Annotated in this window: 13 protein-coding genes; 7 read left to right on the top strand and 6 right to left on the bottom strand. The window is 65.5% G+C overall.

The window, feature by feature from the left end; genetic code table 11:
* The first annotated feature begins 958 nt into the window (after window positions 1-958).
* Window positions 959-2,503: a YifB family Mg chelatase-like AAA ATPase gene (locus QD280_RS07635; protein ID WP_166019070.1), complete on the top strand. Its 1,545-nt coding sequence runs from the start codon at window positions 959-961 to the stop codon at window positions 2,501-2,503.
* A gap of 34 nt (window positions 2,504-2,537) precedes the next feature.
* Here the strand turns inward: QD280_RS07635 and QD280_RS07630 are convergent, their stop codons facing one another.
* From QD280_RS07630 to QD280_RS07615, 4 genes are all read right to left on the bottom strand, one after another.
* On the bottom strand, window positions 2,538-3,623 hold the full coding sequence (locus tag QD280_RS07630; RefSeq protein ID WP_279838832.1) for a DUF4105 domain-containing protein: 1,086 nt from the start codon (window positions 3,621-3,623) through the stop codon (window positions 2,538-2,540).
* Between the two features lie 24 nt (window positions 3,624-3,647).
* Window positions 3,648-4,799 carry an aminotransferase class I/II-fold pyridoxal phosphate-dependent enzyme gene (locus tag QD280_RS07625; RefSeq protein ID WP_213114154.1) on the bottom strand — a complete coding sequence of 384 codons (1,152 nt, stop codon included), beginning with the start codon at window positions 4,797-4,799 and terminating at the stop codon, window positions 3,648-3,650.
* Window positions 4,800-4,897: 98 nt separating this feature from the next.
* Entirely contained in the window at window positions 4,898-5,425 is a 528-nt protein-coding gene (locus QD280_RS07620; RefSeq protein ID WP_279838831.1) for a hypothetical protein, read from the bottom strand.
* The gene (locus QD280_RS07615; protein ID WP_225348087.1) at window positions 5,422-6,360 is read right to left on the bottom strand and encodes an alpha/beta hydrolase; all 939 of its coding nucleotides are present in this window, start codon (window positions 6,358-6,360) and stop codon (window positions 5,422-5,424) included. Before QD280_RS07615 ends, QD280_RS07620 begins: the two co-directional genes overlap by 4 nt.
* Window positions 6,361-6,822: 462 nt before the next feature.
* Between QD280_RS07615 and QD280_RS07610 the strand changes: the two genes are divergently transcribed.
* Together QD280_RS07610 and QD280_RS07605 are read left to right on the top strand one after the other, a co-directional pair.
* On the top strand, window positions 6,823-9,003 hold the full coding sequence (locus tag QD280_RS07610) for a malate synthase G (protein ID WP_279838830.1): 2,181 nt from the start codon (window positions 6,823-6,825) through the stop codon (window positions 9,001-9,003).
* Window positions 9,004-9,200: 197 nt separating this feature from the next.
* Entirely contained in the window at window positions 9,201-9,617 is a 417-nt protein-coding gene (locus QD280_RS07605; RefSeq protein WP_043336979.1) for a PaaI family thioesterase, read from the top strand.
* Window positions 9,618-9,655: 38 nt separating this feature from the next.
* Here QD280_RS07605 and QD280_RS07600 read toward each other — a convergent pair whose 3' ends face one another.
* On the bottom strand, window positions 9,656-10,075 hold the full coding sequence (locus QD280_RS07600; RefSeq protein WP_279838829.1) for a DUF423 domain-containing protein: 420 nt from the start codon (window positions 10,073-10,075) through the stop codon (window positions 9,656-9,658).
* Window positions 10,076-10,174: 99 nt separating this feature from the next.
* Here QD280_RS07600 and thiS point away from each other — a divergent pair, with 99 nt between their 5' ends.
* From thiS to QD280_RS07580, 4 genes are all read left to right on the top strand, one after another.
* Window positions 10,175-10,375: a sulfur carrier protein ThiS gene (gene thiS, locus QD280_RS07595; RefSeq protein WP_043336981.1), complete on the top strand. Its 201-nt coding sequence runs from the start codon at window positions 10,175-10,177 to the stop codon at window positions 10,373-10,375.
* A gap of 79 nt (window positions 10,376-10,454) precedes the next feature.
* Complete coding sequence (locus QD280_RS07590) at window positions 10,455-11,288, top strand: thiazole synthase (protein ID WP_052384900.1); 834 nt, start codon at window positions 10,455-10,457, stop codon at window positions 11,286-11,288.
* Between the two features lie 60 nt (window positions 11,289-11,348).
* Complete coding sequence (gene trmB, locus QD280_RS07585) at window positions 11,349-12,188, top strand: tRNA (guanosine(46)-N7)-methyltransferase TrmB (RefSeq protein ID WP_082388702.1); 840 nt, start codon at window positions 11,349-11,351, stop codon at window positions 12,186-12,188.
* A gap of 189 nt (window positions 12,189-12,377) precedes the next feature.
* Entirely contained in the window at window positions 12,378-13,295 is a 918-nt protein-coding gene (locus QD280_RS07580; protein WP_279838828.1) for a putative RNA methyltransferase, read from the top strand.
* Between the two features lie 299 nt (window positions 13,296-13,594).
* Here the strand turns inward: QD280_RS07580 and QD280_RS07575 are convergent, their stop codons facing one another.
* Window positions 13,595-14,524 (bottom strand): AEC family transporter, encoded by a 930-nt coding sequence (locus QD280_RS07575; protein ID WP_279838827.1) that lies wholly within the window; start codon window positions 14,522-14,524, stop codon window positions 13,595-13,597.
* Between the last annotated feature and the right edge of the window lie 178 nt (window positions 14,525-14,702).

Below are 14,702 nucleotides of genomic sequence, written 5' to 3'. Positions count from 1 at the left end.
ATCGGCCCTGTATGAGCACTTTCTTGGTGCAGGCAGGTCTCGAGTCGGCCCCACACCATGCCTGTATGGCGCCTAGCGGCGCTGGAATGCGCCAAAACAGGCGCTTTTGCGTGGAAAGTGCTGCCAAAACCGCTACTTTTAATTCGCCGCGAGCGTTTGTCGGCAATGCTGGCGAGCGACCCGCAGCGTCAGCACCCAGGCGCGTCGCGGCGCGTGAAGCTGGAATGGCAGTCGCAGCCGCAGATGCAGGGCACCAGACGCTCTCAATCACCAGGCAGCCGTGAGCCGTCACCCAGCGCCAGGTCCTCAGGCGCCAATCCCGGCATCAACGACCCGATGCTCGTGCAAAGTCCTCGAACGCAGCGCATGCACCTTCTCTGACTCCTCTTCGCCAGGCGCCTCATGAGCCCCTCTGGCTCAATCTGATCTCCGACATGGCTTTCATCACTCGACTGAGTCGATCGTCCAGCACCCTGCCTGCAGTTATTGAGTTTAATTTCTGTTGGTTGGTGCTTGTGAGTTGAGGTCGGGCTGTGGGTGTCCTGGTCTTACGTTGGCTCGCTTGATCATCGATGGTATCAGTGCCTTGAATGATGAAGTTTTGAGCGCTCAAAAAATGTCCACACGCAATGATTATGTAATCTTATCCACAGCCTGTCTTTTTGTTACGCATCCAGTAATTGCGTGAGCCTGAGGCGTAAAGAAATTTACGTTATAGGCGACAGAATCGTCACCTGAACACGTATTTCCAGGCGGCGCATGGCAGTGTCGTGGGGGTATGCGAAGCCTTGCGGCAATTGTCGAGCGCCCGAGCGTTGAGGCGCTCGCCTTCTGGGGAGTATGAGGTTTGCCATGCTGGGAGGGTTGGCAGCGGTGTGTGCCTTCATGCTCATGGCAGGCCAGTGCCTGCTCCGATTGCGCCGTGCAACTGAGAGGCGGCATCACGCAGGGAAGGCTCATGTCATTGGCAATGTTGCGCACGCGCGCGTCACTTGGTCTCGAAGCACCGGAAGTTCAGGTGGAGGTACACCTTTCCAACGGCTTGCCGGGGCTGTCCATCGTCGGCTTGCCGGAAGCGGCGGTGAAGGAGAGTCGCGAGCGGGTGCGCAGTGCGCTGCTCAATGCCGGGTTCGAGTTTCCGGCGCGGCGCATCACCCTCAATCTGGCGCCAGCGGACCTCCCTAAGGAAGGCGGACGCTTCGATCTGCCCATCGCGCTGGGGATTCTGGTCGCCTCAGGGCAGATACCGGAAGAGGCCGTGGCAGCGATGGAGTGCCTCGGCGAGCTGGCGCTGGATGGCAGCATCCGTGCCGTGACCGGCGTGCTGCCAGCCGCACTCTGCTGTCGCAAGGCGGGGCGGACGTTGGTGGTGCCGCGCGGCAATGCCGACGAGGCGGCGCTCGCCGAGGAGTTGGAAGTACTGGCGGTGGGGCATCTGCTGGAGTTGGTGGCTCACCTGCTGGGGCGCGAGCGCCTCACGCCGCATGTGTGTTCGATCATTCCCCAGGCGCGCCTGCCTGAGCCCGACCTGAGCGAGGTGCGTGGCCAGCATCAGGCACGCAGGGCATTGGAGATCGCCGCGGCCGGCGGCCACAACCTGCTGTTCGCTGGTCCGCCGGGCACCGGCAAGACGATGCTGGCCAGTCGCCTGTCCGGCATCTTGCCGCCACTGGGCGAAGGTGAGGCGCTGGAAGTCGCGGCGGTGCGCTCGGTATGTGGTCTGCCGATCATGGAGCGCTGGGGTCAGCGGCCATTCCGCGCCCCGCACCACACGGCCAGTGGGGTCGCGTTGGTGGGCGGTGGCTCCAAGCCGCGCCCGGGCGAGGTGTCGCTGGCGCATCATGGCGTGCTGTTTCTGGATGAGCTGGCGGAGTTCGACCGTGGCGTGCTGGAAGTGATGCGCGAGCCGCTGGAGAGTGGCCGTATCCTTATCTCGCGCGCCAGCCATCAACGCCGTTTCCCGGCGCGCTTCCAGCTGGTCGCGGCGATGAACCCCTGCCCCTGCGGCTACCTCGGCGACAGCCGCCGCAATTGCAGCTGCACCCCAGCGCAGATCCAGCGCTATCAGGCGCGTCTGTCCGGCCCGTTGCTGGACCGCATCGACCTGCAGGTCGAGGTGCCGGGCCTGCCCGCCGAGGAGCTGACGTCCGCCACTCCCGGCGAGGCCTCGGCCGGCGTGCGCGAACGAGTGCTGGCCGCTCGCGCGCGCCAATTGGCACGCGGCGGCCTGAATGCCCATCTGGATACCCACGCGCTGGAAGCCGCCTGTCAGCTGGAAGACGGCGAGCGCCAGTGGCTGGCCGGCGTGCTGTCACGCCTCAATCTCTCGGCGCGCGCCTATCACCGGGTGCTGCGTGTCGCGCTGACACTGAGTGATCTGATCGACCAGGACGGCGTGCAGCGGCCGCAGCTGATGGAGGCCATCGGCTATCGCCAGCTGGACCGCATGATGGGCAGGGACCCGGCTCGCCCGGGCGCCAGTGCCCAGCAGCGCAGCGCCTGATGTCGGCGGATCAGGATGTCAGCCCTGCTCGGGCTCAGTAGGAGGGTCTGTCCGCGCCGGGGATGCCCTCACGAATCAGGCGTGAGAAGTCGCCGTCCGGATGCTCATCGGCGGCGATGGCGGCGGGATTGATCAGGCTGCTGGCCTTGAGTTCCGCGAAGGGCGCAGCGTCACTCAGGGCGTTCTGGTCCGCGACATATTCCGGCAGATAGCCGGAGAGCAGCAGACGGTAGTCCAGCGGCAGACCGTCAGTCAGGCGCGTCATCATCGCGTAGACGAGGGTGGTGCAGTTGCTGGTGGCGGTGTTGTAGAAGCGTGGCTGAGTGCGCAATGTCTCGGCTTCGTCGACGTAGGTCAGCAATAGCTCGCGGATCATCTCGCGCGGCATCTGCACCCGATAGAGGTGTACCTGTTCGCCGCGCATGTTGCTGCGCACGCGGATGATGTCGCGTTCGTCGGCGGCGATCACCGCCAGTTCGTACTGCTTGAACATGCCGCCGAGGGTCGAGAACTGCTCGGTGCGCTCCTTGCGGATCTCCACCGAAAAGGCCAGATAGCGACCATCGGCAAAGCCGAAGCTGACCAGCGTATGGGCGATCTGCGGGCCCATCCAGTGACTGGTCAGCAGGTCCACCGAGGTCAGCTCCTCCAGCGGATAGTCGCGGCTTTCCCAGCGCGGCGTGTAATCCTCGGCGCTGTGCCATACGAAGTTGCGTACCTGCTCGAGATGCAGCACTTCACCCTGCGTGGCAGCCTCGGCCCTGGCGCTTGCCGGCGATGCCTCATCCCGTGCTGGCGTGACCACCTGCCCCTCGACCAGATGCGCCACCTCCGGTGCCCAGTCGCGGTCCGCCCGTGGCGTGATGCTGGCCCACCAGGCAAGGCTTGCGACCAGCAGCATCAGGTAGCTGCCCATCAGCCGCCAGCGAATCGCGCTGGCCTGTGGCCACCACAGGGCAATCACGCACACGAGCCCCAGCACCGCTGCGAGAGCAGCCACGGTGGTGCGCAGCCCTTCCGGCCCCGGCAGGCGGAACCACAGTGCGGGCACCAGCCAGAGGCTCGCGCCCACCACGGCGAGGCTGCTCAAGGCACGGGCCGCGAGGCTGACCAGCGTCATCGCGAGGCCCTCACGATAAATCGTTCATGAACGGCGCTCTTCGGCGATGGCCTGCTCGAGACGCGCGAGACGGCCCGGTACCAGACTGTCTTCGAGTGTCGAGATGCGCAGGATATGGCCAAGCGAAGGATGCGGGGAGCGAGTGATCAGCACGCCTTGAGCCATCAGCTGCTGCTGCACCTGCGCTGCCAGTTCGGCGCTCTTGAGGCGCACGCAGAGGAAGTTGGTCGCGCTGGGCAGCACTTCCGCGCCCAGCGAGCGCAGGTGCTCGGCAAGACGATCGCGACAGTCGATCACGCCGGCGACGTGCGCTGCCGCCTCTTCAGGGTGCGCAAGCAGCAGCTCACCTGCCGCCATTGCCGGGGCGCTGACCGCGAAGTGAATCCGTACCTTGGTCAGCATGGCGACATCGTCAGGCTCGGCGATCATGAAGCCGAGACGCAGGCCCGCCAGTCCATAGGCCTTGGAGAAGGTGCGCAGGCGGAAGGTGCGCGCCATCGGCGCATGGTCGGCGTGGGCGGCGTCCGGGCGGAAGTCGTGATAGGCCTCGTCCAGCAGCAGGCTGCAGTTCTCCGGCAGGGCGTCGCGCAGGGCGCGCACATCGGCGTCAGAATGCAGGTGGCCGCTGGGGTTGTCAGGGTTGGCGAGATAGACGACGCGGGCATCGTGCTGCCTTGCCGCGGCGAGCAGCGCCGCGAGGTCCGGTGCCAATCGCGACGATGAGGCGTCATCGGCCGTGGCGAAGCTCTCGCTGTAGGGCACCTCGATGACCTCGGCACCCAGCCCGCGGGCGAAGTACGCCAGGGTCGGATAGGTGCCGGCGCTGGTGATCACGCGCTCGCCCGCACAGACGGTGGCGCGCATCACCAGTGCCAGCAGGCTGTCGGCACCGGCATCGACCAGCAGGTTCTCGTAGGCGACTCCCAGACGCTCAGCCAGTTGCTGGCGCAGTTGCCAGGCATCGGCGTCGGCATAGCTGCGGCTCAGGTCGGCCAGGGCAGTGCCCAGCGCGCCGCCCAGCGTGTGGTGCGGCATGTCGAGCCCTTCGTTGGAGCCATACTGATACGGCAGCGCGTGTCCCAGTCTGCGTTCCAGCGCCTTGATGCCGGGGAACGGGTTATGCGGCCCATCCTGATAGAGGTGGGCAAGAAAGCGACGGGGGCTGGCGGTGGTCATGTTGGCTCCGGAAAAGCAGAAAGCGGTAAAGGGTGAATCAGGGGTGGCGGGGGCCACGGCGCAGCTGGGCGCAAGACTCTGGACTCAAGACCTGGAGCTCAGGGCGCGGGGTGATTGCGCGCCAGCGACTCGAGGGCCGCCTGGTCGAAGGCGCCGCTCAGGGTGAAGGTGCGCGTCTCATTGCGCTCGGCACTGGCGCTGCGGACCAGCGTCAGCTGCAGCTGGTACGGCTGCAGCGTGCGGTCTGACAGGGTCAGTGCGGCGCCGCTGGCCTCGAGAGTGGTCTCGAGACGCCACTGGCGGCTATCGACGGCGGGGCGGTCAGTGCTCCAGTTGAGCACCTGAGGCCCGTTCTTGAGCGCCAGCAGTGCGCGGGTCAGCGCCTCGTTCAGCGCGCCCGGGTTGGCCTGCAGCGTGGCATCCACCTCGGGCGGCGCGAGCAGCAATACCTGTTGTTCGAGCGGGGGTGTCCAGGGCTGCTCGGCGATCAGGCGCGCCGCGCTCTGGCCGAGACCATAGATGGGGTCGCGTTCGGCACGCGGCACCTGGTCCAGGCTCATGCAGCCCGCCAGCGTGGAGAGTAGCAGGGTCGCAGCCAGCATGCGCAGGCGATGCATGGCCATCATGCCGTGCGCCCCTGCTGCGGCAGGTCTGACGGGCGCTGCGACAGGGCATCGAGGAAGGCGTCCAGCTCGGCAAACAGCTCCTTGCGAATCGGCTCGGCTTCATTGACCAGGTGGTGCTGGGCCTCGGGATGGCGGTAGATGCGCGCATTGGGGAACTTGCTCGCCAACACGCCGAGATTCCACTGCCAATCGACGGTGGTGTCCTGCTCGCCCTGCAGGATCAGGGTCGGCAGTGAGCAGGGGGGGAGGGCGCGCAGACGGGGGATCCACTCCCGCATCGCCGTCACCCACTTCACCGCAAGGCGATCGGCCTGCAGCGGATCATTGGTGCTGAGAAACTCGTAGAAGGCCACGTCATTGGTATTCGCGCGGTACTTGCGCGGAATGGAATCGATGAAGGGGCGCGCCATGCTGTGCAGCCAGCGTGACTGCGACCAGCCCCAGGGCCGTACCAGCGGTGCGAGCAGGGCGATTCCCTGCCAGCGCGATTCATCGCCGCGCATCAGGGCGTCGGTGGCCAGCACCGAGCCGCCGGTGCTCTGGCCGATGCCGAACCACGGGTGCGGCGCCAGGCTGTGGTCTTCCAGGTAATCCTGGAAGGCCTGCAGGCAGCCGACATAGTCGCCGAAGTCATCGATGGAGGCGGGCTCGCCGGATGACAGGCCATGCCCCGGCAGGTCCCACAAGGCAACCTGCCAGCCGTTGCGCAGCAGATGCGCCAGCAGATGGCGATAGAGGGCGAGGTGGTCGAAGTAGCCGTGGACCACGAAGACGGTGCCGCGCGGCTTGCGCGGTGTCCACAGCTGGGCCCACAGGCGGAAGCCCCCGGCCTCCAGGTGGCCGGCATGCACGGCGATGTCCTCGCTGCGCAACGCATCGAGACCATAATGGCCCAGGTAACGCTCCAGTGGACTGGACGTCTGGCCCGGCAGCATGTCAGGCAGGCGGATAAAGGGGCCGTGGTCGAGCAGTTCACTGAAATCGGGCATGGTCATCTCCATAATGCTGCCATGCTAGCGGCTGGCGCGGCTGCGAGCTACACAAAGAACAGTGTTTCTTCACTGTTTTCCCCGCCTGTCGCCGAGCAACAACAGCGACGCGGAATCAACGCTGGGCGGGTAATCGGGCTCCATGGGCTTGTTCATTGGTCATAGCAGTCCTTTCGCCGGCCTCGCCATCGGGTATGGTGATGGGATTCGTCCCCGCCGGGCAGGTGACAGCGTCTTCCTGCCCGGCGTCTCGATGGCTCACGCTGGTCTGGCAGTCGCGCGTCAGCAGTCGCGTCAAACGCCGCGCCAGTGAGTGCCGTCTGGCGAAAATCCTTTTGAACACCACTGCTTGCAGTGTTGTCAGCCGTTGAGGGTTTCCAGCGATTCGTTTTCAGGGAGAGCAAACGCATGACCGACCGTATTCAACTTCAGCGCCTGGCCATCGACGCCAGCCTGCACCGCTTCATCGAGCAGGAAGCGCTGCCGGGCACAGGGATCGCGCCGGAGACCTTCTGGGCGGGTGTCGATTCACTGCTGCACGAACTGGCACCGCGCAACCGCGAACTGCTGGCGACCCGCGAGCAGCTGCAGGGCGAGATCGACGCCTGGCACCGCGAGCATCCGGGCAAGGTAGACCTCGAGGCCTACAAGGCGTTTCTGCACAGGATCGGCTATCTGCTGTCGGAGCCGAATACGGTCGAAGCCAGTACCGCCTTCGTGGATAGCGAGATCTGCCAGCAGGCCGGCCCGCAGCTGGTGGTACCGGTGATGAATGCCCGCTACGCCCTGAACGCCGCCAATGCGCGCTGGGGTTCCCTCTATGATGCGCTCTACGGCACCGACGCGATCAGCGAGGAAGATGGCGCCGAGCGTGGCAAGGACTACAACCCGGCGCGCGGGGCCAAGGTCGTCGCCTATGCGCGCCAGGTGCTGGATACCATCGCGCCGCTGGCCGGCGGCAGTCACCACGACAGCGAAGGCTACACGATTCGTGATGGTCATCTGCTGGTGCGTGCCGGAGGGCGTGACCTCAGCCTCAAGTCGCCGGAACGCTTCCTCGGCTATCGCGGCGATGAAAGCGCGCCGAGCGCGATCATCTTCGCCCACAACGGCCTGCACGCCGAGCTCGTGATCGATGCCGAGCACCCCATCGGTAAGACCGATCCCGCCAACGTCAGTGACCTGATCATGGAGGCCGCGCTCTCCACCATCATGGACTGCGAGGACTCGGTGGCCGCTGTCGATGCCGAAGACAAGGTGACGGTCTATCGCAACTGGCTGGGCCTGATGAAGGGCGACCTGACCGAGACGCTGGAGAAGAATGGCCGCAGCATGACGCGCAAGCTGAATGCGGACCGCGAATACACCGGCGCCGATGGCACCACGCGCGTGCTGCATGGTCGCTCGCTGATGCTGATTCGCAACGTCGGCCATCTGATGACCAACCCGGCCATCCTGCTCGAGGACGGCAGCGAAGCGCCGGAAGGCATCATGGACGCCATCTTTACCAGCCTGATCGCGCTGCACGACCTCAAGGGCGACAAGCAGGACCGCGGCGGCATCTGCAATTCGCGCACCGGCTCCGTCTACATCGTCAAGCCCAAGATGCATGGCCCCGAGGAAGTTGCCTTCGCCGATGAGCTGTTCGCGCGGGTCGAGCAGCTGCTGGGGCTGCCGGACTCCACGCTCAAGATGGGCATCATGGATGAGGAGCGCCGCACCACCGTCAACCTCAAGGCCTGCATCGCGGCCGCCAGTTCCCGCGTGGCCTTCATCAACACCGGCTTCCTGGACCGCACCGGTGACGAGATGCACACCTCGATGGAAGCCGGCCCGATGCTGCGCAAGGGCGACATGAAGGGCGCCGCCTGGATTCAGGCCTACGAGAAATGGAACGTGGATGTCGGCCTGGAATGTGGCCTGCGGGGCCGTGCCCAGATCGGCAAGGGCATGTGGGCCATGCCCGACCTGATGGCCGCGATGCTCGAGCAGAAGATCGGCCATCCGCGCGCCGGTGCCAACACCGCCTGGGTGCCGTCACCGACCGCCGCCGTGCTGCATGCGCTGCACTATCACCAGGTCTCGGTGAAGGACGTGCAGCATGATCTGCTCAGCCGTACGCGTGCCAGCCTCGATGACCTGCTGACCATCCCGCTGGAGCTCGATCCCCAGTGGAGCGCCGAGGAGATCCAGGCCGAGCTGGACAACAATGCCCAGGGGATCCTCGGTTATGTGGTGCGCTGGATCGATCACGGCACCGGCTGCTCCAAGGTGCCGGACATCCACGATGTCGGCCTGATGGAAGACCGCGCCACGCTGCGCATCTCCAGCCAGCACATCGCCAACTGGCTGCATCACGGCATCGTCGACAGCGCCCAGGTGCAGGACACGCTGGAGCGCATGGCCGGCGTGGTGGACCGCCAGAATGCCGCGGACCCCAGCTATCAGGCGATGACGGATGACCTCGAGGGCTCCATCGCCTTCCAGGCCGCCTGCGAGCTGGTCTTCCAGGGGCGTGTGCAGCCGAGCGGCTACACCGAGCCGGTCCTGCATCGCCGTCGTCTCGAGAAAAAGCAGCAGGCGCGCTGATCGCAGGGCGGCTGACGACAGGAAACAGTGAACACGACAACGGCGACCCTGGGTCGCCGTTGTCGTCTGTCGGCGAGCAGGAATTGCCCGGCCACTATTTTGCCAGGCGCATGTTTCCCGAGACCGCATTTGCCGCTAGCCTTGCCCCAGAAACCGCGTAACCGCGCGATCGGACCCAGTGTGTCGAGGAGAATGTCATGCCCGTGATGAGCGCCGCCGCCATCGAGGATTTCCTCGATGAAGTCTTCCCCCAGCGTCTGGGTACCATCGAGGCCGTCGGCGATCGCTGGGCGACCATGGGGCTGGCCATCGAGGACGAGCACCTGCGTCCCGGCAGCTGTGTGTCCGGGCCGACGATGATGGCGCTGGCGGATGTCTGCCTGTATGTCGCGATTCTCGGCGAGATCGGCCCGGAGCCGATGGCCGTCACCAGTGACCTCAGCATCCACTTCCTGCGTCGTGCGCGCGGCGACCGCGATCTGATGGCCACCGCGCGTATCCGCAAGCTGGGTCGGCGGCTGGCCGTCGGCGAGATCGAGCTTTTCAGCCACGGTGATACGGACCCGGTCGCCATCGTGACCGCGACCTATACCTTGCCGGACAGCGATGACTGACCCCGGGGCGGTCGTGGGCCACGCCTTGGGCCAGTCCGCTACAGCTTGTTGATGTCCTTCTCTTCGCTGCCGCGCTGACGCCAGCCGGTGACGGCCAGGCTCAGCCAGCCGGCGATCAGCAGCAGGCCGCCGATGGGCGTGATGATGCCCAGCTGGGTGCGCGCCGTGGTCGCCAGGGCATACAGCGACCCCGAGAACATCAGGATGCCGGCGGCCCACAGCCCCAGCGTCAGCATCTGGCCGCGCAGCGGCTGCACCGAGCGCCAGGCGAGTACCCCGACCGCCGCCAGCACGTGCCACATCTGATAGCGGACGCCGGTCTCGAACACTCGCAGCATGTCCGCGCTCAGGGTGCCGCGCAGGCCATGACTGGCGAAGGCACCCAGCGCGACGGTGGACATGCCGGCCAGTCCCATGGCCAGCCACCAGTGGCGGGAGTGGGTGTCGTTGTGACGCATAGACAATAATTCCTTGAGGGCAGGTGGCGCGGCACGATGTGCCTACGCCTGTCCACGTAAAGCCGCTACAATAGCGGCCTCTTTTCGCGGGAGGACAGCATGCAGATACAGCTCAACGGTGAAGACCACGTGGTGACGGACGACACGACGATTGCCGCCCTGGTCGAGAGTCTCGGTCTCCAGGGCCGCCGACTGGCAGTGGAACGCAATGAAGACATCGTGCCACGTAGCGCGCACGCCGACACCCGTCTGCATGCCGGTGACCGCATCGAGATCGTCCATGCCATCGGTGGTGGCTGATTCGTCCTGTTTCCAGGATTGACACTTTTCACTACTCGCTCGCGCTCAGCGCGTTCACGTCCAGCTCGATGAGGTCATCATGACAGACAGTTCTGCCCCGACATTGAACAATCCCGTCACCCAGGTCGCCGGCGACAGCCCGTTGATCGTCGCCGGTCGCGAGTTCTCCTCGCGCCTGCTGGTCGGTACCGGCAAGTACAAGGACATGGACGAGACACGCTCCGCCATCGAGACGTCCGGCGCGGAAGTGGTCACCTTTGCGGTCCGCCGTACCAACCTGGGTCAGAACGCTGACGAGCCGAACCTGCTCGACGTGCTGTCACCGGATCGCTATACCTTCCTGCCCAACACCGCCGGCTGCTACAACGCGCGTGACGCGGTGCGTACCTGCAAGCTGGCTCGTGAACTGCTGGATGGCCACAACCTGGTCAAGCTGGAAGTGCTGGGCGATCAGGACACGCTGTATCCCAATATCGTCGAGACGCTCAAGGCCGCTGAAGAGCTGGTCGCCGATGGCTTCGACGTGATGGTGTATACCTCCGACGACCCCATCGTCGCGCGCCAGCTCGAGGAAATCGGCTGCTGCGCCATCATGCCGCTGGGCTCGCTGATCGGTTCCGGCCTCGGCATTCTCAACCCGCACACCCTATCGCTGATCATCGAGCGCGCCAATGTGCCGGTGCTGGTCGATGCCGGTCTGGGTACGGCGTCAGAAGCCGCCTTCGCCATGGAGCTGGGCTGTGATGGCGTGCTGATGAACAGCGCCATCGCCCACGCGCGCCAGCCGCTGTTGATGGCAGATGCCATGCGTCAGGCCGTGATTTCCGGCCGTGGTGCCTTCCTGGCCGGCCGCATGCCGACTCGCCTGACGGCACGTGCCTCCTCACCGGGCGCTGGCCTGATCACTGGCTGAGCCCTGAAACATTCGAATCCGATGCTCGCGCATCGTTCATGCAAAGACCAAGACGACCCCATGACTGACGAGACTTCCAAGCCGCAGGACGACACGTCCACTTCTGCTCCCGCTGACGATGCGCAGCAAGAGAGTGTGCAGAACGAGAGCGCGCAGCCCGAAAGCGTGCAGACCGAAAGCGCGCCAGCGACCCCTTCCGTTGCCGATGAAGCCGTCGCCCGCAAGCGTGGCATCAAGAGCTACGTGATTCGTGGTGGCCGCATGACCCAGGCCCAGACCCGTGGGCTCGAAGAGGTCTTCCCGCGCCTTGGCCTGCGTCACGAGCAGGGCGAGCTGGATCTCGAAGCGCTGTTCGGGCGTCGGGCACCGCTGGTGATCGAAGTCGGCTTCGGCATGGGCAAGTCACTGTGTGAACAGGCGCAGGCCAACCCGGACACCGACTTCATCGGCATCGAAGTGCACGCGCCGGGCGTCGGCAAGCTGCTGGATGATGTCGACAAGCTGGGCCTGACCAACCTGCGTGTCTATCGTCACGACGCGCTGGAAGTGCTGGCGGATTGCGTGCCGGCCGGTTGCGCCGACACCTTCCAGCTGTTTTTCCCGGACCCGTGGCCGAAGAAGAAGCACCACAAGCGTCGTATCGTTCAGCCGGCCTTCGTCGAGCTGGTGCGTCGTGTGCTCAAGCCGGGCGGCCACTTCCACATGGCCACCGACTGGGCCAACTACGCCGAAGCGATGGCGGAAGAGATGGCCGAAGCGCCGGGCTTTGCCAACACCGCTCCGGCGGAAACCGCGCCCTACGTGCCGCGTCCGGACTTCCGTCCGCTGACCAAGTTCGAACAGCGCGGCGAGCGTCTCGGCCACGGCGTGTGGGACCTGATCTTCGTCAAGCAGGACTGATCAGCGCCTCGTGCGCAGTGGCGGCGTCTTCATGACGCTGCATCGCGGCCGCCTTCGGGTGGCCGCTTGCGTGTGAGGCCCATCGCCATGGCGCGGTTCTGCGTGCCAAGGCCATTTGCCTGCGTGGCGGCCTGTGCCGCTTGCCGTGTTTGCTGCCCTTTTCTTTTCCCGTCCCGAGAGTTGCTGACCATGACGACGCCTACCGCCGACTCGGCTGATCGCCCGACCATGACCCCGCTGACGGCCCTGACCTGTCCGCTGGATGCCCAGCCGCTGGTACGTGATGGCCAGAGCTGGTGCTGTGCCGACGGGCATCGCTTCGATATCGCACGCCAGGGGCATGTCAATCTGCTGCCGGTGCAGCGCAAGCGCAGCCTGGACCCCGGCGACAGCAAGGCGATGGTGAGTGCCCGTCAGCGCCTGTTCGCCCTCGGCGGCTATCAGCCGTTGGCGGCGGCCCTGGCCAGCCGTGTGCTGGCATTGGCGGCGGCCCAGACGACTCAGGCGCCGCTGGCCGTGCTGGATGCCGGCTGCGGCGAAGGCTTCTATCTGCGTCAGCTGGCGTGCACTGCCGGTGAGCAGAATCTCTCGCTGACGGCGGCGGGGCTGGATATCTCCAAGCACGCGGTGCTGGCCGCGGCGAAGCAGTCACGTGATGCCGCCTGGCTGGTGGGCACCAACGCGGCTCTGCCGCTGGAAGATGCATGTGTGGATGTCGTCATCTGCGCCTTCGGCTTCCCTGTCTGGCAGGAATTCGCGCGAGTCCTCAAGCCCGGTGGCCACGTCGTGCTGCTGGAAGCGGGGGGCGAGCATCTGCTGGCGTTGCGCAAGATTCTCTACCGCGAGCTGAAGCCCGCGCGTGGCGAGGCCGGACTGAGCGCTGCCGAGTCCGCTGGCTTCGCCATCAGTGGCGAGGTCGAGCATCTGCATGCGGGGCTGTCATTGACCAGCAATGAGCAGATTCGGGACCTGCTGACCATGACCCCGCATCTGTATCGCGCCGAGCGTGATGGCCTGGCGCGTGCGGAAGCCATGACGGCGTTGGAGGTCGAGCTGCATGCGGAGTTGAGGGTGTTCTCGCTCGAGGATGTAAAAGATAAAGCTTAAATAGAAATTCTTCGCATTTGCCTTGCAAAAGCAAATGAGAATGATTATCTTGTCTGTGCGGTGTCCGGGCAGACATCGCAGGGCGCAAGCCCAGCCGTAGCGGCGGAGTCAGGCCCCCGCTACGGTGTTTCTCCTCATCAAGCTAGTCACGGTCTTGGGCATCCTCATCTGGGGATGCCCTTTTTCTTGTGCGCTTTGCGCATTTTGTTGTGCGCTGCGCACACTGCGAGTTCTCACGTCGCGTTCGGATGTGCGGTCGTCAGCTCGACAACTCGACAGGAGCTCAGGTCGACAAGAGCTCAGGCCGCCAGCCACAGGGGCAGGGTCAGCATCGCCAGTAGCGTCTGGGCGGTGATCAACGCCGCCATCAGCTCGGCATTGCCGCCCAGCTGGCGGGCCAGAATATAGGCGGAGGTCGCGGTGGGCAGCGCCGCGAACAGAATCGCCACATCACGCGCCACTCCCTCGAGGCCGAACCACCGGCAGAGCACGACCACCAGTGCCGGCATCGCCAGCAGCTTCAGCAGGCTTGCCAGCCACGCCACGCTGCCACTGCTCACCAGTACACGCGGACGCAGCGCCACGCCCACCGCGACCAGGCCGAGCGGCAAGGCGGCGCGCCCCAGCAGGCTGATGGCGTCACCACTCCAGCCCGGCAAGCCGATGCCGCTCAGGTTGAGCGCCGTGCCGGCCAGACACGCCAGCACCAGCGGATTGCGGGTCAGCGCCTTGAGCGAGCGCAGCAGACCGCCTTCGCCCAGGGTGCCTGCCCCGATGAAGGCCATCACGCACAGCAGGTTGGCGGCCGGCACCATCAGCGCCAGCGCCACGGCCGCGACGGTTGCCCCGGCACTGCCATGCAGCGCTGCTGCCCCGGCCACGCCGACGTAGCTGTTGAAGCGGATGCTGCCCTGGAAGAGCGAGGTAAAGGAGGCGGCGTCGCCCATATGACGGCTCAGCCAGTCCGGCGCGTGACGCCAGCTCAGCCATAGCGCGGCGGCGAACAGCAGCATCGCGCCCAGCATCACGCTGGCCAGCGCCACGACCGGCACGCTGGCCATGTCGGCGCGTGCCAGCGTGGACACCAGCATGGCGGGGAACAGCACGTAATAGATCAGGCGTTCCAGTTCGCTCCAGAAGCCTTCGCCGGGGAAACGCTTCCACCCGAGTAGCGCCCCCGCGAGGATCAACAGGAAGAGGGGGCCGAGCGCCTGCTGTACACTTGCCATGCTGACTCCTTGTCGGGGCTGAGTGCGAATGCCTTGAGAGCGATGTGGCGTGCGCGTGACATGATGTCTCGCCTGCTGCCGCGGTGAGGCGGGCTGGTAAGCTTGTCATGACTCGCTCAGCGCTGCACTTGGACTCAGGTCTTGTTCGCCGGTCACGCGTGCCGTCATGTCGTGACTG

Source organism: Cobetia sp. 1AS1, assembly GCF_029846435.1.
Taxonomy (GTDB): domain Bacteria; phylum Pseudomonadota; class Gammaproteobacteria; order Pseudomonadales; family Halomonadaceae; genus Cobetia; species Cobetia amphilecti.
Note: the sequence above shows the minus strand (reverse complement) of the source record. Positions and strands in the feature narration are given on the sequence as shown.

What these genes read in the sequence shown, in the direction of transcription:
- trmB (WP_082388702.1), top strand. Translation starts at nt 11,349, where the DNA reads ATGACTGACGAGACTTCCAAGCCGCAGGACGACACGTCCACTTCTGCT.
- QD280_RS07620 (WP_279838831.1), bottom strand. Translation starts at nt 5,425, where the DNA reads ATGATGGCCATGCATCGCCTGCGCATGCTGGCTGCGACCCTGCTACTC.
- QD280_RS07590 (WP_052384900.1), top strand. Translation starts at nt 10,455, where the DNA reads ATGACAGACAGTTCTGCCCCGACATTGAACAATCCCGTCACCCAGGTC.
- QD280_RS07630 (WP_279838832.1), bottom strand. Translation starts at nt 3,623, where the DNA reads ATGACGCTGGTCAGCCTCGCGGCCCGTGCCTTGAGCAGCCTCGCCGTG.
- thiS (WP_043336981.1), top strand. Translation starts at nt 10,175, where the DNA reads ATGCAGATACAGCTCAACGGTGAAGACCACGTGGTGACGGACGACACG.
- QD280_RS07625 (WP_213114154.1), bottom strand. Translation starts at nt 4,799, where the DNA reads ATGACCACCGCCAGCCCCCGTCGCTTTCTTGCCCACCTCTATCAGGAT.
- QD280_RS07635 (WP_166019070.1), top strand. Translation starts at nt 959, where the DNA reads ATGTCATTGGCAATGTTGCGCACGCGCGCGTCACTTGGTCTCGAAGCA.
- QD280_RS07575 (WP_279838827.1), bottom strand. Translation starts at nt 14,524, where the DNA reads ATGGCAAGTGTACAGCAGGCGCTCGGCCCCCTCTTCCTGTTGATCCTC.
- QD280_RS07615 (WP_225348087.1), bottom strand. Translation starts at nt 6,360, where the DNA reads ATGCTGCCGGGCCAGACGTCCAGTCCACTGGAGCGTTACCTGGGCCAT.
- QD280_RS07580 (WP_279838828.1), top strand. Translation starts at nt 12,378, where the DNA reads ATGACGACGCCTACCGCCGACTCGGCTGATCGCCCGACCATGACCCCG.
- QD280_RS07605 (WP_043336979.1), top strand. Translation starts at nt 9,201, where the DNA reads ATGCCCGTGATGAGCGCCGCCGCCATCGAGGATTTCCTCGATGAAGTC.
- QD280_RS07600 (WP_279838829.1), bottom strand. Translation starts at nt 10,075, where the DNA reads ATGCGTCACAACGACACCCACTCCCGCCACTGGTGGCTGGCCATGGGA.
- QD280_RS07610 (WP_279838830.1), top strand. Translation starts at nt 6,823, where the DNA reads ATGACCGACCGTATTCAACTTCAGCGCCTGGCCATCGACGCCAGCCTG.